The sequence below is a fragment of the Pseudomonas guariconensis genome, assembly GCF_024127895.1.
Lineage (GTDB): Bacteria > Pseudomonadota > Gammaproteobacteria > Pseudomonadales > Pseudomonadaceae > Aquipseudomonas > Aquipseudomonas guariconensis_B.
Genome location: NZ_JAMYBK010000018.1, coordinates 1 through 19715 on the forward strand (window position 1 = coordinate 1; position 19715 = coordinate 19715).

Genomic DNA, 19715 nt, shown 5'->3' on the forward strand with positions numbered 1-19715 from the left:
TCAGGCGATCATCAGCTCTTGGGCGTCCGGTACGCCGAGGGGCAGTAAAAAGATCGGCGACTATTTCCCAGTCTGCGTCGGAAAGTTCGTATCGCTTGGGCATGGCAGAATGCTTCGCCTAAAAGGTGAGAACTCTACGGAAAATCAGGCTTTCAGCGGCTCTGGTGGCGTTTCAAAGGTTTTCATACAGAGCCTAGGGCCGCTGCGCGCCCCATCGCCGGCAAGCAGGCTCCCACAGGATAGCGCCGAACTCGAGGGGCGCGCAGCGGCCCTAATGGCAGTTGCCCCACCAACCGAAAGCACTTCGCTCAGTTGAGCTCCGAACGCATCACCCGCACCGGCACCGACTTGTACGACGGCGTGCCACTGTCCACGTCGATATAATCCAGTGGCACCAGTTGGTTCGCCTCCGGATAGTACGCCCCCACCGAGCCAGCAGAGATCTTGTACTCGATGGCCGTGATTCGCTCATAGCGCATCTTCCTGCCATGGGAGACCGTCTCGATGTCCACTAGGTCGCCATGGGCCAGGCCACGCGCCTCCAGGTCCGCCGGGTTCATGAACAGCACATCGCGCCGGCCGAACACACCGCGGTAGCGGTCATCCATGGCATAGATGGTGGTGTTGTACTGGTCATGGCTACGCAGGGTGATCAAGCGCAAGACATCGTCGCCATCGACTTCCTTGTCTTCATGCAGCCCTGGGAAGACGAAGAACTCAGCCTTTCCGGAAGGTGTCATCCACACCCGCTCCGTGGCAGGCAGCGGCATGCGGAACCCACCGGGAACACGGATGCGCTCGTTGTAGTCGTCAAAGCCCGGGATGGTCTTCTCGATCAGGTCACGGATCTTGTCGTAGTCCGCGGCAAGCGCCAGCCAGGGCACGGGGCTGTCAGGCAGGGTCGCGTGGGCCATGCCCGCCACGATCGCCGGTTCCGAGCGCAAGAACTCGGAGGCGGGATTCAACTTGCCGGCCGAGGCATGGACCATCGACATGGAGTCCTCGACGGTGATGGACTGGCGCACGCCCCCTTGCACATCCAGCTCGGTGCGGCCGAGGCACGGGAAGAGGAAGGTTTCCTTGGCGACCAGCAAGTGGGTACGGTTGAGCTTGGTGCCGATGTGCACGCTCAGGTCCAGCTTGCCCATGGCCGGGAAGCACTGGCCCGGGTCAGGCAGCGCCACGGCGAAGTTGCCGCCCAGGCAGATGAGTGCCTTGGAGGTGCCGGCGATCATCGCCTGCATGGCCTGCACGGCGTCGTGGCCATGCGCGGTTGGCGGCTTGAAGCCCAATACCTCTTCGATCTTCCGCAGAAAGCTGGCGGAGGGCTTCTCGGTGATGCCCACCGTCCGGTTGCCCTGGACGTTGGAGTGGCCGCGCAGCGGGCAGATCCCCGCGCCAGGCTTGCCGAAATTCCCCCGCAGCATCAGCAGGTCGCAGATCAACCGGACGTTGGCCGTCCCCTCGTTGTGCTGGGTAATGCCCATGCCATAGGTGACGATGGTCGCGTTGGACTTGGCATAGGCTGCAGCCACCTTCTCCATTTGCGCCTTGCTCAGGCCGCTGGCCTGTTCTATGTCTGGCCAGGCGGTGGTCAGCAGGTCGGCTTTCAGCGCATCGAAACCATTGGTGTGGTGCTCGATGAATTCATGGTCGAGCACACCCCCGACAGCGTCTTCCAACTCCAGCAGCGATTTCATCACGCCCTTGATGGCCGCCGCATCACCGCCGGCCTTCACCTGCAAGTAGGTCGAGGCGATCCGCGTGGAGCCGTAGGTAGCCATCTCGATCATGTTCTGCGGGTCGGCGAAGCGCTCCAACGCGCGCTCGCGAAGCGGGTTGAAGACCATGATCGGCACCTTGCGTCGCGACACTTCGTGCAGGGTCCCCATCATGCGGGGATGATTGGTCCCGGGGTTGTGGCCGATCGAGATCACCAGCTCGCAAGACTCGAAGTCATCCAGCGACACCGACCCCTTGCCCATGCCGATGGAACGCGGCAAGCCCACGCTGGTGGGCTCGTGACACATGTTCGAGCAGTCCGGGAAATTGTTGGTGCCCAGCGCCCTGGCGAACAACTGGTACAAGTAGGCCGCCTCGTTGGACGCCCTGCCGGAGGTATAGAACTCGACCTGGTTCGGCTCCAGGCCACGGAGTATCTCGCCGATCCTGGCGAATGCCTGCTCCCATTCGACCGGCTTGTAGGTATCGCTGGCCCGGTCGTAGGCCATCGGGTGGGTCAGCCGGCCGAGATCTTCCAGCTCGTAGTCCGTGCGATGGAGCAAGGTGGCGACCGGGTGGTTGGCGAAGAACTCCGGGGTGACGCGCTTGTTGGTCGCCTCCCAGGTCACGGCCTTGGCGCCATTCTCGCAGAACTGGAAGGTCGAGCGATGCTCCTTGTCCGGCCAGGCGCACCCTGGGCAATCGAAACCGTCCGGCTGGTTGGTGCGCATGAGGGTGATAGGCGCCTTGAGCGTGTCCATCTGCTCTCGTACCGCCGTTGCAGTCGCCTTGAGTGCGCCCCAGCCTCCCGCCGGGCCATCGTAGTTGCGAACACCAGGTACCTTGCGTCGATTCGCCATGGTCACCCCCTACACGACTTATCCGATAACGCTATAAGTCGATAGTTGGATTATCAACCGCTGTTATAGCGGGGTCGCTGGCAATACCGCTGATGTTTCAAGAACAGTAAAAAGATACAACCTCGATGAAGAAAGGCAAATGAACCCAGTTGGCCGCGGCAGGCATCAGCCCATTGCAGGATTGCGCACATAGCGCGCCAGCACATAGCAACTGGCGATCAACACCGGCACGATCGCCAGCATGCCCATGTACGTCTGCCCGGTGAGGTCGTTGATCAAGCCCACCATGGCCGGGGCGATCATGCCGCTCAGTTGCCCCATGGAGTTCACCGCGGCAACGGCACTGGCGATGGCGATGCCCGAAAACGTCGACTGGGGCAGGCACCAGAAGATCGGTATCGCGATGAACGACCCTGCGGTCGCGAGCACCAGGGCCGCCATCAATATGACCGGGCTGTCGAAGAACCAGCAAGCCAGTAGGTAACCGACCGTGGACGCCAGCATGCACAGCATCAGGTAGGACTTGCGGTCCCCTGTACGGTCGGATCGCCGCGTCATCCATAGCATGCCAACGCAGGCGACCGCGTAAGGCAAGGCGGTCAGCATGCCGACATGGAGCATGTCCTTGACGCCCGACTGGGCGATCAGGTGCGGCATCCAGAAGTTCAGGCCATAACTCGCCATCTTGATGCCGAAGTACACGAACGCGAAAACCGCCACTTCGCGCGTCACCAGCACCCTCCAGAACGAGGAATGGCTTTCGGGCACCTTGTCACGCCCAGCTTCCACATTCTTTTGCAGCAGGTCCTTTTCTTCCTGGGAAAGCCACTTGGCGGACTGGATATCCCGGTCCAGTTTCCACAGCACGACCAGCCCCATCAGGCAGCACGGCAGGCCGGAGAGCACGAACAGCCAGTGCCACCCCGCCAACCCCAGGAAACCGTCCATGCCGTTGAGCACCAGCCCTGCGAGCGGCGCGCCGACAGCGCCGGAGAGGGGGATGGCGAGGAACCAGATCCCATTGATGCCGGCCAGCTGCTTCTTGGGGAACCAGCACGCCATGTAGAACAGGATGGCCGGGCCGAACCCTGCCTCCATGACCCCGATGAGAAAGCGCAGGAAGTACAAGGTGTATTGCGAATACGCGAACACCAGGGCAGCCGTCGCCAGCCCCCACGAGATCATGATGCGGCAGATCCAGGCCGGCGCACCGTACTTCCTCAGGCCAAGGCCACTGGGTACCTCGAACAGCACGTAGCCGATGAAGAACATGCTCGCGGCCAGGCCATAGGCCGTATCGCTCAGCCCCAGTTCGGCCTGCATCTGCGTCTTGGCGAAGCTGATGTTTATCCTGTCGAAATAGGAAAACAGGAAGCAGATGATGGCCAGCGGGACGATGCGCCAGGCCACCCGGCGGTAGAGCAGCAACTCTTTCAGATGATCCTCGCCCGAGGCCTGCTGGGCCGAAGCGTTGGTAACGGTGACCATGGGGTTTCTCCGGTTTTTCTAATTGTTCGAGATGAAAAGTCCTTTTCCCAATGCCGGTCAGTTAAACGGCATCAGGCTCGTTGGCGGCGCTGAAGATACCGGCCGCCTGCAGCCCCTCGATCCGGGTATGGTCATACCCCAGGCCTCGCATGACCTCGACGGTATGTTCGCCCACGCGCGCCAATGCAAGACGAGGCCCGAAACGCCTCCCATCGAAGCTCAGCGGCAGCAACGGCACTTCGGTATGCGAACCGTCGTCCAACTGCAACGTGGCCAGGCCACCGCTGGCCTGCAGGTGGGGATCGTTGAACAGTTCCTCGGGCTTACGAATCGCCGCGAACGGAATGCCATTGCGCTCCAGTTGCACCGCCAGCGCCTGGGCATCCAGGGTGGCGAAGATCTCGGCCAGGTGGGCGAGCAGCCGGGGGCGCTGCGCCACACGCGCCGTGTTGGTCGCAAGGCTGGGATCGTCCAGCAGCGCTTCCTGGCCCAGGACCCTGCACAGCGCAGCCCATTGCCTATCGCCGGTTGCCGCGACGAACATCTGCTCATCGCCTGCGAACCTGAAAACGTCATAGATCGACCAGGCGCTGATCCTGCTGGGCATCGGCGCAGGCGCCTGGCCGGTCACGACATACTGTTGCATGTGCTGGGCGCAAAGCAGCACGCAGTTCTCGAACAGGGCGCTCTGGATCGCCTTGCCTCTGCCCGTCCGGTTTCGCTCATGCAAGGCGGCGAGAACGCCAATGGCGCCGAACATGCCGCCCATGATGTCGTTCACCGAACTGCCCGCACGCAGCGGTTGCCCCGCGGGGCCGGTCATGTAGGCGAGCCCGCCCATCATCTGCACGACTTCGTCCAATGCCAGGCGATGTTCGTAAGGGCCCTTCAGGAAGCCTTTGTGGGACACGTAGATCAGCGCGGGGTTACGCGCGTGAAGCGTGTCGTAGTCCAGGCCGAACCCGGCCATGCGCCCGGGCTTGAAGTTCTCGATGAACACGTCGGCGCTATCGACCAGGGCCAGGATCGCTTCCTGGCCGGCCGTCGTGCCCAGGTCGACGGCGACGCTCTTCTTGTTGCGGTTGAAGATCCTGAAAAAGCCCGCGCCCGCCCCGGGAAGGTGCCGCGTGCCATCCCCTTTCAGCGGTTCGACCTTGATCACCTCGGCGCCCAGGTCAGCCAATACCATGCCGCACGCAGGCCCCATCACCATGTGGGACAGCTCGACGACACGAATCCCTTCAAGCGGCAGCGTTGACATCGGATGCACTCCGTTACAGGCCTTCACGCCCAAGTGAAATCAAGCAAAGGTTGGAACGCGCCTGGGCAGGCCGGCACGTGCGAGGTGGCCATGCAGCTGTTCGCCAGGCAGCGAGGTTTCGACGGCTTTCCGGCACGCCAGCAAGCGCTCGATGTCGATACCGGTTCGAAAGCCCATGCCCTCGAGCATGAACACCAGGTCTTCGCTGACGGCGTTACCCGACACCCCCGGGGCGAACGGACACCCGCCAATGCCGCCCAGGGACGCATCCAGCTCACGAATGCCGTGCTGGACAGCCACCAGCGAGTTGGCCAGGGCCTGCCCGCGGGTATCGTGGAAATGCACCGAGCGCAGCTTGTCGCCGGCAACGGCTCGCACCGCCTGCAGCGTTCGCTCGACCTGGCCCGGGGTGGCGTGGCCGGTGGTATCGGCCAGGGAAACGATGTCGCAACCGGCCTGCACGACCTTCGCTGTCAACGCGAGCAGGTCATGCAGGGGAACCTGCCCTTGCAAGGTGCAGCCGAAGGCGGTCGACATGCCGGCGATCATCGTCACCGGATGGCCTGCCTGGTCGCGCAGCTCGCACATGCGGGCGAACGCTTCGACCATCTGCTCCGGGCTACGGCGCACGTTCGACAGGCTGTGGGCGGCACTGACCGACACCGGCACGATGATGCGCTGGGCGCCAGAGGCGAGCGCGGCCTGTGCCCCGTGCAGATTGGGCGCCAGCACCGTGACGGTCAGGTCCGCAAAGGCCAGGGCATGGGCGACGACCGCGTCGGCATCGGCCATTTGCGGCAGGCGCTTGGCGGGCACGAACGATGCGACCTCCATGTGCCGCACACCGGCCTCGTAGGCCATGTCGATCCATTTCAGCTTCGCGGCGGTGGGCATGATGCTGCGAAGGCTCTGCAAGCCATCGCGCATGCCGACTTCGTTCAAGGTGATGTGGTTCATGCCGGCCCCAGGCGAGAGGAAGTGCTGCCAGCCTAAGGAGCTCGCAAAGCGCGGAAAAGACGTTTTTGGCGGTGCCGCTTGCCTATGCGGAAACAGGTGTGGCCAAGAGATGATCGAGCAGGCGCCTGGCCGCAAGCGAAAGGCTCGCGCTGTCCCGCACGCAGATGACGAACTCGTCCGTGACCCAGTCATCGGTCAGCGGAATGACTCGCAGCCCGAACAGCTCCACATACCGCGCCACCGCCTCGCGGGGAAAGATGGCCAGCACCATGCCTGCGGCCACCAGGCGCAGCGCCGCATCGAAGGACGATACGCAGGTTCGGTACTGCAAGTCCTTGCCCGCCGCACGGGCCCGTTTCTGCATCTGGGTACCGAGCGTGGAAAAGGCCGAGATGTTGAGGTGATGGAAATCCAGCGTCTCGACGAAGCTGAGGCTTTCACGGCCCGCCAGGGGGTGGCGGGCATTGACCACGACCGCCAGGTGGTCGCTGCGGTACGGATGGAACTCCAGGTCGCCTTCGGCCATGGACTTGCGGCAGACGCCGATATCGGCCTGCCCTTCCTCGATGCCACGTACCACATCCGAGCTGAACCGCTCCTCGACATCGACCTGGATATGTTCGTTCTCGGCCAGGAAGCGGGCGAGCTCTTCGGGCAGGAACTCCATGAGCGACGACACGTTGGCCAGCACCCGCACATGGCCGCGAGCACCTTCGGCATATTCGCTCAGCTCGCCTTGCAGGCGCTCGATGTCGCGCATGAACTTTCGTGCATGGCGGAGCAACGCTTGCCCGGCCGGGGTGGGCGCCACGCCTTTCTTGCCGCGCACCAGCAACGCGGTGGCGAAGGCCGACTCGATGTCCGAGATCCGCTTGCTCACCGCTGAAGGCGCGATGAACTCCCGTGCCGCGGCCGCCGCGATACTGCCCTCCTCGCACGCGGCGATGAAGAGCCTGAGCGATACCGGATCAAATTGCCACATGGTCTTCCTAACGGGCCTTGCCCAGGCCCGGTGTCATCATCAGCGCAACAATTCCTGGATCTGTTCGCGCAGGTTATCGAGGTCGAACGGCTTGGCCAGGATCGGCGCCTTGCGCGTGATAGGGCTGCCGCAATCGCGGATTTCCGCCGGATAACCGCTGATGAAGATCACCTTCAGGTCCGGCCGCAGCTTGACCGCCGGCTCGGCGATATCCACGCCGGAGATCCCGCCCGGCAGGCGGAAATCGGTCACCATCAGGTCCAGGTGCGGCTTGCTGGCAAGGATGGCGAAGGCCTGCTCGCCATCCTCGGCCACCAGCACATGGTAGCCCTCGCCTGCCAGGTAATCGCGCAGGATCATGCGAATCGCCGGCTCGTCCTCGACGATCAATACGACATCTTGTGCATCTTCACTCATGGCAGCGCCTTGCAATTCAACAGGTTGGCTATCTGACCCCAGGCTCACGCAGAGGTTGCCTGCGCCTGGTCGCTTTCTCGCCGTGCCGTCGCCAGCGGCAGGTACAGGCTGAAGGTCGCCCCCTTGCCCTCCTCACTGTCGACCTGGATACGCCCGCCGTGAGCCTGGACAATCTGCTCGCAGATGTACAGGCCAAGCCCCAGGCCGCCACTGGCCTGCTGCGCAGCGACCCGCTCGAACTGCTGGAAGATCCGTTGCTGGTTAGCAGCGCTGATGCCGATGCCCTGGTCCTGAACCTGCACACAGGCCATGCCGTGCGCCTCGAACACCCGCACCCGTACCGGCCGCCGCTCGCCATAACGCAGGGCATTGGACAACAGGTTGGCCACCACCTGCTCGATGCGGAACTCATCCCACTCCCCCGGCAATGCCTCGCAGCGCTCCAGTTCGATGTGGGTGTCGAGGGCGGTGGCCTGGGCCGCGAAGTTCTCGACCAACCCCCGTACCAGGTGGCCGAGATCGAACGGCTGGGTGCGGATCGACAACTTGCCGGTGCGTATCCGCGACACATCGAGCATGTCCTCGATCAGCCGGATCAGGCTGTTGATCTGCCGTTCGTCACGCTCGACCATGGCGCGCAAGCGGTCTTCGGTGAAGGCCGCGAGGTTGCCCCTGGCCAGGTGCATCTTGCGCAGCTGGGTCTCGAGGATCAGGCCATTGAGCGGCGTGCGCACCTCGTGCGAGACGATCGACATGAAGTCGTCGCGCATGCGCACCGCATGCTCCAGCTCGCTGCGCGCCACCTGCAGCTGGGCCAACAACTGCTCCTGCTCCTGGCGGCTGTGCTCGAGGGCTTCCAGTTGGCGATTGAGGGCCTTGCGCTGGCGGTACAGGTCGACGAACACCGAGACCTTGCTCTTCACCGCCAGGGTATCGAGAGGCTTGTGCAGGAAGTCCACCGCGCCGCTCTCGTAGCCCTTGAAGGCATAGTTCATCTCCCGCCCGGCGGCGCTGACGAAGACGATCGGGATGCTCTTGGTCTTCTCGATACCGCGCATCAGCTCGGCCAGCTCGAAGCCGTTCATGCCCGGCATCTGCACATCGAGGATGGCCAGCGCGAACTCATGCTCGAGCATCAGCGACAATGCCTGCTCGGCGGACTGGGCCCTGTGCACTTCGCGATCCGCACCCTGGATCAGGGCGTCGAGGGCCAGCAGGTTTTCCGGCAGGTCGTCGACGATCAGCAGTTTGGCGATGATATGGCTTAGCATGCGCAGGGTTCCAGGGTCGCGAGCAGTTGCCCGATACCGTTCAGGGAAAGGATATGGTCGGGCCGATGCAGGGCCAGTGCGGCCTCCGGCATCAGCGCGACCTGTGCGTCGCGGGGGTCCTGGACCACGGTCCGGCCCCCGCTGTTCTTGATGCAGGCAAGCCCCTGGGCACCGTCTTCGTTGGCACCGGTGAGCAGCACGCCAAGCAAACCGGGGCCATAGGCATCGGCCGCCGACTGGAACAGGAAGTCGATCGCCGGGCGGGAGAAATGCACCGGCTCTTCCTGGCTCAGCGACAGGGTCAGGTCACGCTCCACCGACAGGTGGTAGCCAGGCCCGGCCACGTAGATCAGCCCCGGCGCGATGCGCTCCTTGTCACGGGCCTCGCGCACTGGCCGGTGCAGGCGCCGCTGCAGCACCTCGGCCAGCTGGCTGTGGCGGTCGTCAGGCAGGTGCAACACGCACAGCACCGGGATGCCGAACCCCGGCGGCAAGGCACCGAGCACCTTGAACAGCGCCGCGACACCGCCGGCCGAAGCGCCGATGACCACCGCCTCTACACCGTTCATGATTTGCGGTAGATCCGTTCGGGCCGTACCAGCGCCTCGAAACGCTCGCCGTAGGCGGAAAAGTCCACCGACTCCTTGCTGCCCAGGACCAGGAAGCCGCGGTGGCACAACGACTCGTGGAACAGGCCCAGGGCGCGGTCCTGCAGGTCCTTGTTGAAATAGATCAGCACGTTGCGGCAAGACACCAGCTGGGTCTCGGAGAACACGCTGTCGGTGGCCAGGCTGTGGTCGGCGAAGGTCACGTTGTCGCGCAGGCTGGCGTCCATGATCCCGTTGCCATAGGCGGCGGTGTAGTACTCGGAGAAGTCGCGACGCCCACCGGCCTTGCGGTAGTTCTCGGCATACTTGTGCAGGTCCTGCAGCGAGTAGATGCCTTGCTTGGCTTTTTCCAGCGAGTGCGGGTTGATGTCGGTGGCATAGATGATGGTGCGCTCGAGCAGGCCTTCCTCGTGCAGCAGGATGGCCATCGAATAGACTTCCTCGCCCGTGCTGCAACCGGCGATCCATACCTTGAGCGACGGCCAGGTGCGCAGCAGCGGCACCACCTCGTTGCGCAGCGCGAGGAAGTGCCCCGGGTCGCGGAACATCTCGCTGACCGGGATCGTCAGGTACTGCAGCAGCTGCATGAACATGCCCGGGTCGTGCAGCACCCGCTCCTGCAGCGCCGACACCGTACGGCAGTCGAACTGGCGCAAGGCATGCAGGATCCGGCGCTTGATCGAAGCGCCGGAATAATCGCGGAAATCGTAGCTGTACTTGAGGTAGATCGCCTCGATCAGCAGCCGGATCTCGATATCGGTGTTACGTTCGCTAGTCAAATTCGCTCCAGTTGCGGCAGCCAGACACGGATCAGGGAAAACAGCCGGTCCAGGTCGATCGGCTTGGCCAGGTAGTCGTTGGCACCGGCCTGCAGGCAACGCTGCTGGTCATCCTTCATCGCCTTGGCGGTCACGGCGATGATCGGCAGCTTGCGCCAGCGGGGCTGTTGGCGGATCAGCCGGGTCGCCTCGTAGCCGTCCATCTCCGGCATCATCACGTCCATCAGCACCAGGTCGATGTCCTCGTGCAGCTCCAGGCGCTCGATGGCCTCGCGCCCGTTGCGGCCGATCTCGACGATGGCGCCCTTGTGCTCCAAGGCGCTGGTCAGGGCGAAGATGTTGCGCACATCGTCGTCCACCAGCAGGATCCTGCGCCCTTCGAAGACCTTGTCGCGGCTGCGCGCGGTCTTGAGCATGCGTTGGCGCTCGTGGGACAGCTGCGACTCGACCTTGTGCAGGAACAGGGTGACCTCGTCGAGCAGGCGCTCCGGCGAGCGCGCGCCCTTGATGATGATCGAGCGCGAGTACTTGAGCAGATCGGCCTCTTCCTCGCGGGTGAGGTTGCGCCCGGTGTAGACGATCACCGGCGGGAAGGCGCGGATCTGCTCGCAGGTCATGCGCTTGAGCAGCTCGTTGCCGAGCATGTCCGGCAGCTTCAGGTCGATGATCATGCAGTCGTAGACGTGCTCGCGCAACAGCGCCAGGGCGTCCTGGGCCAGGGCCACGGCAGTGATCTCGATGTCGTCGTCGCCGATCAGCCGAGCGATGCTCTCGCGCTGCAGGTCATCGTCCTCCACCAGCAGGATGTGCTTGAGCTTCTGGGTGAGCTTGGCTTCCAGGCGGGCGAACACGTCCTTGAGCTCCTCGCGGCTGGTGGGCTTGACCGCATAGCCCACCGCGCCCATGTGCATGGCCGCCTCGACGCGGTCCTCCACCGAGAGGATGTGCACCGGGATGTGGCGGGTCGAGGCCTGCTCCTTGAGGCGCTGCAGCACGGTGAGCCCGGAGTGGTCGGGCAGGCGCATGTCGAGCAGGATGGCGTCCGGCGTGTATTGCACGGCCAGGGCGAAGCCTTCGTCGGCGGCCTGGGCCACCAGGCAGTCGTAGCCCAGCTCGTGGGCCAGGTCGAAAAGGATACGGGCGAAGTTCGGCTCGTCCTCGACTACCAGGATGCAGCGCCGGGTGAACGGCGCTCGCTCGCGGTCGTCGGCGAATGCCGGGGCCTGGCGTGGCGCCTGGACGGGCACGGGCACCGGCATCGTCAGCGGTGCCGGCGGTTCATCGGCGTCAGGTCGCGGGCTGTGCGCGTGGTCCTGTTCCTCCGGTGCCTCGTAACGCGCCGGCAGGACCAGGCTGAACACGCTGCCCTGGCCAGGGCTGCTGTCGACGCTGATGTGTCCGCCGAGCAGGTGGGCAAGGTCGCGGGAGATCGACAGGCCCAGGCCGGTGCCGCCATAGCGGCGGTTGCTGGTGCCGTCGACCTGGTGAAAGGCGCCGAAGATCGCCTGCTGCTGGTCGGCGGCGATGCCGATGCCACTGTCGCGCACGGTGAAGACGATGCCCTGCCCGGCCTGCTGGCTGATGTCCAGGCTGACCTGGCCGTGCTCGGTGAACTTGATGGCGTTGGACAACAGGTTCTTGAGAATCTGCTCCAGGCGCTGGCGGTCGGTGAACAAGGTCGCCGGCACCTGCGGCTCGACCTGCACCTTGAAGGCCAGGCCCTTGTCCTGGGCCAGGGGCTGGAACATGGCCTGCAACCCTTCTACCAGGCGTTCGAGCTGGGTGGGCTCCGGACGTACCTCGAGCTTGCCGGCCTCGACCTTGGCGATGTCCAGGATGTCGTTGATCAGGTTGAGCAGGTCGTTACCGGCCGAGTAGATCGACTCGGCGAACTTGACCTGTTCCTCGCTGAGGTTGCCTTCGGCGTTCTCGGCCAGCAGCTTGGCCAGGATCAGCGAGCTGTTGAGCGGCGTGCGCAACTCGTGGGACATGTTGGCGAGGAACTCGGACTTGTACCTGTTCGAGCGCTGCAGGTCCTCGGCGCGAGCCTGCAATTCCAGCTGGGCTTGGTTCAGCTCGCTGTTCTTGCGGTCCAGGGCCTCGGTGCGCTCGGCCAACTGCTCGTTGGTCTGCTCGAGCTCTGCCTGCTGGGTCTCCAGATGGGCCTGGGACTCCTTGAGCACCCGCGACTGTTCTTCCAGTTCCTCGTTGGCGGTCTTGAGCTCTTCCTGCTGGACCTGCAGCTCTTCGTTGAGCTGCTGGGTCTCGGCCAGCACCTCCTGCAGACGCTGGCGGTAGCGGGCGGTTTCGATGGAAATGCCCAAGTTGCCGCCGACCTGCTGCAACAGCTCGCCGTCGCGTTCGTGCAACGGCCGCAAGAAGCCCAGCTCGATGACGCCATTGACCTGGCCGTCATCGCTGAGCGGCATCAGCAAGGCACTGCGTGGCAGGCCGCTGCCCAGGCCGGAGCTCAGGCGGTAGTAGTCTTGCGGCAGATCGTCCAGGCGCAGCAGGCGCGACTGGCGAACCGCCTGGGCCAGCAGCCCTTCCTGGCTGCCGAGCCGTTGCTCGCGGGCCTGTTCCTCGGCATCCAGCCCATAGCTGGCTACCCGAACCAGATGCCCCTGCTCGTCGCGTATGTAGAAGGCCCCTACTACGCTGCCCAGGTAGCTGGCGAAGAAACGCAAGACATTGTCGCCGAGCATGGGCAGGGTCAACTGGCCCAGCACCTGCTCGGCCAACTGGGTCTGGCCGTTGCGCAGCCAGGCCTGTTGCTCCAGCCGCTCGGCCGCGCGCTGCTGGGCCTGCAGGTTGTCGACATAGCTGTCGGACAGCGCCAGCAGGTCACGCCGGCCCAAGTACGCCAGCAGCCCGGTCAGGGCGACGATCAACGCCACGAAGACGCTGATGGCCGTCATCGTGACGGTGTTGACCGTCGCATTGCGCGTCATGCGCAGTTGCTGCTCGCTGGCGATGAGATCGTCGAACTCCTTGCGGATCTCGTCGGTCAGGCGCTTGCCCTGGCCGTTGCCAATGCTGCTCTGGTAGTCGCCCTGGTTGCGGCGCAGGGCGATCATGGCGCCGCCGAAGTCGTTCCAGGCGCGCTGCAAGGCGATCAGCCGGTCGATGCGCTCGACCTGCTGCGGGTTGTCCGCCACCATGGCGCGCAGGCTCTGCAGGCTGCTGAAGATGCGTGGCTTGGCCACCTCGTACGGGTCGAGGAAGCGCTCGTCGCCGGTGATCAGGAAACCGCGCATGCCGGTTTCCATGTCGATCGAAAGCTTGACCGTCTCGTTGGCATTGCCGATCACCTGATCGGTATGCTCGACCCACTGCATGGCCGAGAGCAGGTAGTTGATCACCGCGACGAAGGCCACGGCGCCCAGCAGGCCCACCCCCAGGGGGAGACCGATGTTGCGGCTCAACAGCTTGCGAAAGCTTTGCTGATCCATCGAGGCTGCTTGAATCATCTGAAAACGCCTGAGCGAAAAAAGTCCATTGAAGGGCCTGGTGGGCAGGTCCTGCCGCTGCGCCCACTGGCTTCATAGCGAGTCTAACCAGCTTTGCCAGGTCTGACAGGGCACTTAGCCAGTATTTGAAGGTACCCTGCGCCAATCGTTCCCTGGAAAGGTGCCGATCGTTATGCTGGGGGAACTTCTGCCAGCGCCGCAGGCACTGAGTAGAAATCCCCTTTTCCCTGAACAGGACCCCGGATCATGCAACTTCTGGTAGTCGAAGACGACGACATCGTACGCATGCTGATGGTCGAAGTGCTCGACGAGTTGGGCTATACGGCCATCGAAGCAGCGAGCGCCACTGCCGCGCTGGAGATCCTCGAGGATCCCGGGCAGCCCCTGGCCCTGCTGATGACCGATGTGGGCCTGCCAGACATGCGCGGCGAGGAACTGGCGGCCCGGGCGCGGCAGGCAAGGCCACAACTGCCGGTGCTGTTCGCCAGCGGCTATGCCGAAAGCGTCGAGGTGCCGCCGGGCATGCACCTGATCGGCAAGCCGTTCAGCATCGAGCAGTTGCGTGAAAAGGTGGTGGGGATACTGGGTACGCCGTGAGGTGCGGGGACAGGGCCATTCCCATCGACTCATGATTAAATAGCACCTTTTGACCCCCAAGGCCCTCCCCCATGCTCCACGTCCTGGTCATCGGCTACGTCTGGCCCGAGCCTCGTTCCTCCGCCGCCGGCGGGCACATGATGCAGATCCTCGAAAGCTTCCTGGCCCACGGCTGGCGCATCACCTTCGCCAGCCCGGCAAGCGTCGGCGAGCACAAGGCCGACCTCGCCGCGCTGGGTATCGCCGAACAGGCCATCGCCCTCAACGATGAAAGCTTCGACCGCTTCGTCGTCGACCTGGCCCCGGACGTCGTGCTGTTCGACCGTTTCATGATGGAGGAGCAGTTCGGCTGGCGGGTGGCGAAACATTGCCCGCAGGCCCTGCGCGTCCTGGAGACCTCCGACCTGCAGAGCCTGCGCGAGGCCCGCCACCAGCTGCTGCGCCGGCGCTTGGTGGAGGGCCTGGACCCCAACGATTTCCGCGCCCTGTTCAACACCAGCGGCCCCGACCTGTTCCGCCAGATGGCGCCGGCCGACCTGACCCAGCGGGAACTGGCGGCGATCTACCGCAGCGACCTGTCGCTGATCATCTCCGACGTGGAGATCGACCTGCTGGTCAACGGCTTCGGCGTGCCGGACTACCTGCTGCACTGGTGCCCGCTGATGCTCGACCCGGCCACCCAGAGCCTGCGCCCGTACGCCGAACGCCAGCACTTCCTGAGCATCGGTAATTTCCGCCATGCGCCGAACTGGGACGCGGTGCTGTGGATGAAGCACAACCTCTGGCCGATGATCCGCCGGCGCCTGCCCGACGCCCAGTTGCATCTGTACGGTGCCTATACCCCACCCAAGGCCACGGCCCTGCACAACCCGCGCGAAGGCTTCCATGTGCAGGACTGGGCCGAGGATGCCCTGGCGGTGATGAGCGCCGCGCGCATCTGCCTCGCGCCGCTGCGCTTCGGTGCCGGCATCAAGGGCAAGCTGACCGACGCCATGCTCTGCGGCACACCCAGCGTGACCACGCCGATCGGTGCCGAGGCCATGCATGGCCCACTGCCCTGGCCCGGCGCGGTGGCGAGCACCGCCGAAGGGCTGGCCGAGGCCGCCGTGCGTCTGTACAGCGACGAAGCAGCCTGGCAGCAGGCGCAAGCTGCCTGCGCGCCATTGCTCCAGGCGCGCTACGACCAGCGTCGCCACGGCCCGGCCCTGGTCGAGCGGATCGAACACAGCCTGGCGCACCTGGCCGAGCAGCGCCTGTACAACTTCACCGGCGCCATGCTGCGCCATCACCAGCACAAGAGCACCCAGTACATGGCCCAATGGATCGAGGCGAAGAACCGCCTGGCCGACGTGCAGGCCACTAGCGCCGCAGCAGATAGGTGTCCATGATCCAGCCCTTGCGCCGCCGCGCCTGCTCGCGGGCCTCGAGGATCTGCGCCTTGACCGCCACCAGGGGCCCGGCGATGAGTATCTCGTCGGCGCTGCCCAGGTAGGCGCCCCAGTAGATCGTCAGCCCCGGGTCGTCGAGTTCGGCGAAGGCACACTGGCCGTCGAGCATCACCACCACGTTGTCGATACGCGCCTGCCCGGCCAGGCGCCGGCCCGGCAGCACGGTGAGCGGCTCGCCGATACGGTTGAGGGGAATCTGGTGACGCGCCGCCAGGGCCTGTACGCTGCTGATCCCCGGAATCACCTCCAGGCGCAGCGCCACACCCCGTTCACGGACCAGGTCGAGGATGCGCAGGGTGCTGTCGTACAGCCCCGGCTCGCCCCACAGCAGGAAGGCGCCGACATCCTCGACGCCAAGTTCGTCCTCCAGCAGGCGGGCATACAGGGCGGCACGTTGCTGGTGCCAGTCCTGCACCGCACCGACATAGTCCGGCGCTTGGCCATCGCGACGCGGGTCCTCGACCTGCACCAGGCGGTAACCACCTTGCGGCCGGTAGCGCTCGAGGATGGCCTTGCGCAGGCGCACCAGCTCATCCTTGTCGGTGCCCTTGTCCAGCACGAAGAACACCGAGGCGCGCCGCAGCGCGTCCACCGCTTCGAAGGTGACCTGGCGAGGATCGCCTGGCCCGATGCCAATCAGTAGGAGTTGTTTCATCGCCCCGCCCGTCCGCAAACCAGCGGCCATTGTCGACCGTCCGCCCGCATCGGGTAAAGCGTCCTACAAAATCGAGAAGTTGTAGCTAACGATGATCCGCGTCTCGTCCATGTCCCGCGCCCATTGTGCGTAGTTGCTGCGGTAGGTGGAGTTGCGCAGGCGCACGCTGAGGTCCTTGAAGGTGCCACCCTGCACCTGGTATTTGAGCTCGGTGTCGCGTTCCCACTCCCGGCCCTCGGCGGTGCTGCCTGGCACGCGGATATGGTCGCCGTTGATGTAGCGGGTGAAGAAGGTCAGCCCCGGCACGCCGAGAGCCTTGAAATCGTAGTCGTAGCGCAGTTGCCAGGAACGCTCCTGGGCCGCGGCGAAGTCGTTGACCTGGGCGTAGTTGACCAGGTACGGATTGCTGCCGTCGAGGTACGGCATCGCGCTCTCGCCGTACATGCGCTGCCAGCCGGCGCTGACCTTGTGGCCACCCAGGTTGTAGCCGAGCATGCCACTGAAGGCGCGGTGGTCGATCGCTCCGGCGCGGGCGTTGCCGATGTCGTCGCTCTTGATCAGGCGCAGGTCGGCGACCAGGCTACCCAGGGTCAACGGCTGGCTGGCCACCAGGCCGAGGAAGTGCTGGCGATAGATGTTCTCCAGCTTCGCCACCTGGTACTGGGCACTGAGGCGGTCATTGAAACGGTAGTCGAGGCCGGCCAGGTCGAAGTGGTCGGCCTCGATGCCGCAGGCGTAGCGCTTGTTCTTGCAGTGGACGCGAATGTCCTGGCGGTCGGTGGAGTCACGTGCGGTGTACTTGTCCAGGCGTGCCAGGGTGAGCTTCAGGTCGCGCACCTCCTGCGAAGTCAGCATGGCACCGTGGAACAGGGTTGGCAGCAGGCGGCCATCGTTGTATTTGAGCAGCGGCATGTCCGGCATCATCGAGCCATAACGCAGCACGGTGCGCGACAGCCTCAGCTTGCCGGCCACGCCCAGCTTGGCGTATTCGTCGGCGGAACGGCGCGGGTCATGGCCACTGGAGGGCAACAGCCCACTGTTGCTGTCTGCCGGGCTGGAGTCGAGCTTGAAGCCGGCCATGCCCAGGGCATCCACGCCGAAACCCAGTGGGCCCTGGGTATAACCGGAGCGAACATCGAGGATGAAACCCTGCGCCCACTCTTCACGTTTCGATGCGCCCTGGCTGGAACTGCTGTGGCCATCACGCAAATCCCGGTTGAAATAGACAGTGCGTGCTTCGACTTTGGCCGTGCTGTCTTCAAGAAAACCGGCGGCCTGGGCATCGATAGCGGCGCACAGCAAGAACAGGCCGGCAACACGGCGCCCAGGGGCCAGAGGAAAGGGGGCAAACATGCGAGGGGACATCCGAAAAGAAGGGCGAATACCAACCGGGAGCGCAGTTTGCCCCCGGGACTGCAAGACTGCGGGAAAAGATCCCTGCCATCATCTGCTATGATCGCCCGGGCGCTCTACGACAGGCCATTGGACCATGGTCTAGACACCCTGGCAGGGCATGCCGCGCACCTTGGCCAATACCGCGCGAAAAACTAGCAAAGTTCCCGGATAATGAATTGAAAGTTTGCGGTTTACCCACTAGCCGACGACTACTACACTCATTATCAGCGAACAGTTTTTCCCCACCGCGTGGCCGGCGTTTATTGCTTTTCAATGTTCGTCACGTCATGCCACGGCAGACTTACAGGAGTGATGACAGTGTCCAGACTTGCAGAGTTTCGTGCTGCCGAAAAAGCGCTTCAGGAGCAGATGGCGCAACTGGAAGCGATGAAAAAGGATGCCGGCCTGAAACGCGAAATCGAATTCGAGCAGAAACTACTCGGCCTGATGAAGAGCTATGACAAGAGCCTGCGCGACATCATTGCCATCCTCGATCCGAAGCAGGCGGCCAAGGCCCCGGGCACACCGCCGAAACAGCAACGCCGCCCGCGGGTGGTGAAGGTCTACGAGAACCCGCACACCGGCGAGCTGATCGAGACCAAAGGCGGCAACCATCGTGGCTTGAAGGCCTGGAAAGAACAGTACGGCGCCAAGACCGTGGAAAGTTGGGTGCGCTCATGAAACATCAACACACACTTCACACTTTTTTCACAGCGGCTGGTCCAGTATCGAACCAGCTAAAGGACTAGCGACCCCATCACGCGCCCGCACATGCGGGCCTCTAATTCCAGCGCCCTGCCTTCGTGCAGGGCGTTTTCATTTGCGCGCCCACCTGACTGCCGTATCATGACGCACCTGTCTTTACCGCTGGCGCCTCACGGCCCAGCCCCGTTCCTGGAGTACCCATGAGCCTGCACGACCTGCAAACCCTGCCCGGCGTCACCGCCCAGCCGGACGCCGCCACCGCCAACTTCGTCTTCAACCACACCATGCTGCGGGTCAAGGACATCGAGAAGTCCCTGGACTTCTACACACGTGTCCTGGGCTTCAGCCTGGTGGACAAGCGCGACTTCCCGGAAGCGGCCTTCAGCCTGTACTTCCTGGCTCTGGTCGACCCGGCCCGGATCCCGGCCGACGACGCCGAGCGCCACCAATGGATGAAGTCGATCCCTGGCGTGCTCGAGCTGACCCACAACCACGGCACCGAGAACGACCCCGAGTTCGCCTACCACGACGGCAACACCGATCCGCGCGGCTTCGGCCACATCTGCATCTCGGTGCCGGACGTGCGCGCAGCCTGCGAGCGCTTCGAAGCCCTGGAAGTCCCCTTCCAGAAGCGCCTGAGCGATGGCCGCATGAAGCACCTGGCCTTCATCAAGGACCCGGACGGCTACTGGGTGGAAATCATCCAGCCTGGCGAACTCCAGGGCTGAAACCTGCGCGGTACGCTCGTCGGGCCGGGAACTCCCGGCCCCTCGCTGTGGTATATGGAAATGACCGCTTCCAAGCCACAGCGAGGTAAGGACGATGCAAACCCTTCACTGTGAATACCGCGACCACACCATCACCGCCAGCGTGATGGCTCACCCGGACTCCCCCCTGCCCTATGCCGCCGGCTGCCGGATCACCGACCCGGAAGGGCACACCAGCAGGCGCATCGCGCTGCCATTGAAGATGGCGTTTCTCTGCGACCTGGAAAATGCCCAGCATGCGGCGCTCGCCCATGGGCGGTGGCTGGTCGACCAGCAGCTGGATGGCCATCGCAAGGCCTTCTGAGCCTTGGTGAACCGGGGGGCCGCACAGCG

The 19715-nt window shown here is 64.2% G+C and carries 18 protein-coding genes; 5 read left to right on the forward strand and 13 right to left on the reverse strand.

The genetic code is table 11. From position 1 onward, the window contains the following. The 11 genes from NJF35_RS17505 to NJF35_RS17555 all read right to left on the reverse strand — a co-directional run. Positions 1–103 (reverse strand): transposase (locus NJF35_RS17505; protein WP_410896958.1); only part of this gene is annotated, 103 nt, incomplete at its 3' end. Between the two features lie 205 nt (positions 104–308). Beyond that, complete coding sequence (locus NJF35_RS17510; protein ID WP_225790359.1) at positions 309–2582, reverse strand: FdhF/YdeP family oxidoreductase; 2274 nt, start codon at positions 2580–2582, stop codon at positions 309–311. A 165-nt stretch (positions 2583–2747) separates the two neighbouring features. Beyond that, positions 2748–4070 carry an MFS transporter gene (locus NJF35_RS17515; protein WP_225790358.1) on the reverse strand — a complete coding sequence of 441 codons (1323 nt, stop codon included), beginning with the start codon at positions 4068–4070 and terminating at the stop codon, positions 2748–2750. Between the two features lie 61 nt (positions 4071–4131). Next, complete coding sequence (locus NJF35_RS17520) at positions 4132–5331, reverse strand: CaiB/BaiF CoA transferase family protein (RefSeq protein WP_253091341.1); 1200 nt, start codon at positions 5329–5331, stop codon at positions 4132–4134. Positions 5332–5370: 39 nt separating this feature from the next. Beyond that, positions 5371–6288, reverse strand: coding sequence for a hydroxymethylglutaryl-CoA lyase (locus NJF35_RS17525; RefSeq protein WP_225790357.1), 918 nt, complete (start codon positions 6286–6288; stop codon positions 5371–5373). A gap of 82 nt (positions 6289–6370) precedes the next feature. Beyond that, a complete protein-coding gene (locus NJF35_RS17530) occupies positions 6371–7270 on the reverse strand; it encodes a LysR substrate-binding domain-containing protein (RefSeq protein WP_225790356.1) in 900 nt (299 codons plus the stop codon). A gap of 39 nt (positions 7271–7309) precedes the next feature. Continuing rightward, complete coding sequence (locus tag NJF35_RS17535) at positions 7310–7687, reverse strand: response regulator (protein ID WP_225790355.1); 378 nt, start codon at positions 7685–7687, stop codon at positions 7310–7312. A gap of 44 nt (positions 7688–7731) precedes the next feature. After that, the gene (locus NJF35_RS17540) at positions 7732–8958 is read right to left on the reverse strand and encodes a hybrid sensor histidine kinase/response regulator (RefSeq protein WP_225790354.1); all 1227 of its coding nucleotides are present in this window, start codon (positions 8956–8958) and stop codon (positions 7732–7734) included. Then, entirely contained in the window at positions 8952–9527 is a 576-nt protein-coding gene (locus tag NJF35_RS17545; protein ID WP_225790353.1) for a chemotaxis protein CheB, read from the reverse strand. Before NJF35_RS17545 ends, NJF35_RS17540 begins: the two co-directional genes overlap by 7 nt. Continuing rightward, positions 9524–10345 carry a CheR family methyltransferase gene (locus tag NJF35_RS17550; protein WP_225790352.1) on the reverse strand — a complete coding sequence of 274 codons (822 nt, stop codon included), beginning with the start codon at positions 10343–10345 and terminating at the stop codon, positions 9524–9526. The genes NJF35_RS17545 and NJF35_RS17550 overlap by 4 nt, the downstream gene beginning before the upstream one ends. Continuing rightward, positions 10342–13815 (reverse strand): response regulator, encoded by a 3474-nt coding sequence (locus tag NJF35_RS17555; RefSeq protein WP_225790351.1) that lies wholly within the window; start codon positions 13813–13815, stop codon positions 10342–10344. The genes NJF35_RS17550 and NJF35_RS17555 overlap by 4 nt, the downstream gene beginning before the upstream one ends. 246 nt (positions 13816–14061) lie before the next feature. Here NJF35_RS17555 and NJF35_RS17560 point away from each other — a divergent pair, with 246 nt between their 5' ends. Then, a complete protein-coding gene (locus tag NJF35_RS17560; RefSeq protein WP_225790350.1) occupies positions 14062–14412 on the forward strand; it encodes a response regulator in 351 nt (116 codons plus the stop codon). 71 nt (positions 14413–14483) lie between these two features. After that, complete coding sequence (locus NJF35_RS17565) at positions 14484–15800, forward strand: glycosyltransferase (RefSeq protein WP_225790349.1); 1317 nt, start codon at positions 14484–14486, stop codon at positions 15798–15800. Here the strand turns inward: NJF35_RS17565 and cobF are convergent. Next, complete coding sequence (cobF, locus tag NJF35_RS17570; protein ID WP_225790348.1) at positions 15772–16515, reverse strand: precorrin-6A synthase (deacetylating); 744 nt, start codon at positions 16513–16515, stop codon at positions 15772–15774. The two genes, NJF35_RS17565 and cobF, sit on opposite strands and share 29 nt — an antisense overlap. A gap of 63 nt (positions 16516–16578) precedes the next feature. Then, the gene (locus NJF35_RS17575) at positions 16579–17868 is read right to left on the reverse strand and encodes an OprD family porin (RefSeq protein ID WP_225790347.1); all 1290 of its coding nucleotides are present in this window, start codon (positions 17866–17868) and stop codon (positions 16579–16581) included. Between the two features lie 360 nt (positions 17869–18228). Here NJF35_RS17575 and NJF35_RS17580 point away from each other — a divergent pair, with 360 nt between their 5' ends. The 3 genes from NJF35_RS17580 (at position 18229) to NJF35_RS17590 (ending at position 19686) form a co-directional block, all read left to right on the forward strand. Next, positions 18229–18591 (forward strand): histone-like nucleoid-structuring protein, MvaT/MvaU family, encoded by a 363-nt coding sequence (locus NJF35_RS17580; protein ID WP_225790363.1) that lies wholly within the window; start codon positions 18229–18231, stop codon positions 18589–18591. Between the two features lie 224 nt (positions 18592–18815). Continuing rightward, positions 18816–19343 (forward strand): lactoylglutathione lyase, encoded by a 528-nt coding sequence (gloA, locus tag NJF35_RS17585; protein WP_225790346.1) that lies wholly within the window; start codon positions 18816–18818, stop codon positions 19341–19343. Between the two features lie 94 nt (positions 19344–19437). Then, entirely contained in the window at positions 19438–19686 is a 249-nt protein-coding gene (locus NJF35_RS17590; protein ID WP_225790345.1) for a hypothetical protein, read from the forward strand. The last annotated feature ends 29 nt before the right edge of the window (positions 19687–19715 follow it).

Bases quoted from the DNA above. Each gene is read 5' to 3' on its own strand.
- NJF35_RS17510 (WP_225790359.1), bottom strand. From the start codon at position 2,582: ATGGCGAATCGACGCAAGGTACCTGGTGTTCGCAACTACGATGGCCCG.
- NJF35_RS17525 (WP_225790357.1), bottom strand. From the start codon at position 6,288: ATGAACCACATCACCTTGAACGAAGTCGGCATGCGCGATGGCTTGCAG.
- cobF (WP_225790348.1), bottom strand. From the start codon at position 16,515: ATGAAACAACTCCTACTGATTGGCATCGGGCCAGGCGATCCTCGCCAG.
- NJF35_RS17515 (WP_225790358.1), bottom strand. From the start codon at position 4,070: ATGGTCACCGTTACCAACGCTTCGGCCCAGCAGGCCTCGGGCGAGGAT.
- NJF35_RS17575 (WP_225790347.1), bottom strand. From the start codon at position 17,868: ATGTTTGCCCCCTTTCCTCTGGCCCCTGGGCGCCGTGTTGCCGGCCTG.
- NJF35_RS17535 (WP_225790355.1), bottom strand. From the start codon at position 7,687: ATGAGTGAAGATGCACAAGATGTCGTATTGATCGTCGAGGACGAGCCG.
- NJF35_RS17520 (WP_253091341.1), bottom strand. From the start codon at position 5,331: ATGTCAACGCTGCCGCTTGAAGGGATTCGTGTCGTCGAGCTGTCCCAC.
- NJF35_RS17565 (WP_225790349.1), top strand. From the start codon at position 14,484: ATGCTCCACGTCCTGGTCATCGGCTACGTCTGGCCCGAGCCTCGTTCC.
- NJF35_RS17540 (WP_225790354.1), bottom strand. From the start codon at position 8,958: ATGCTAAGCCATATCATCGCCAAACTGCTGATCGTCGACGACCTGCCG.
- NJF35_RS17555 (WP_225790351.1), bottom strand. From the start codon at position 13,815: ATGATTCAAGCAGCCTCGATGGATCAGCAAAGCTTTCGCAAGCTGTTG.
- NJF35_RS17560 (WP_225790350.1), top strand. From the start codon at position 14,062: ATGCAACTTCTGGTAGTCGAAGACGACGACATCGTACGCATGCTGATG.
- gloA (WP_225790346.1), top strand. From the start codon at position 18,816: ATGAGCCTGCACGACCTGCAAACCCTGCCCGGCGTCACCGCCCAGCCG.
- NJF35_RS17530 (WP_225790356.1), bottom strand. From the start codon at position 7,270: ATGTGGCAATTTGATCCGGTATCGCTCAGGCTCTTCATCGCCGCGTGC.
- NJF35_RS17545 (WP_225790353.1), bottom strand. From the start codon at position 9,527: ATGAACGGTGTAGAGGCGGTGGTCATCGGCGCTTCGGCCGGCGGTGTC.
- NJF35_RS17590 (WP_225790345.1), top strand. From the start codon at position 19,438: ATGCAAACCCTTCACTGTGAATACCGCGACCACACCATCACCGCCAGC.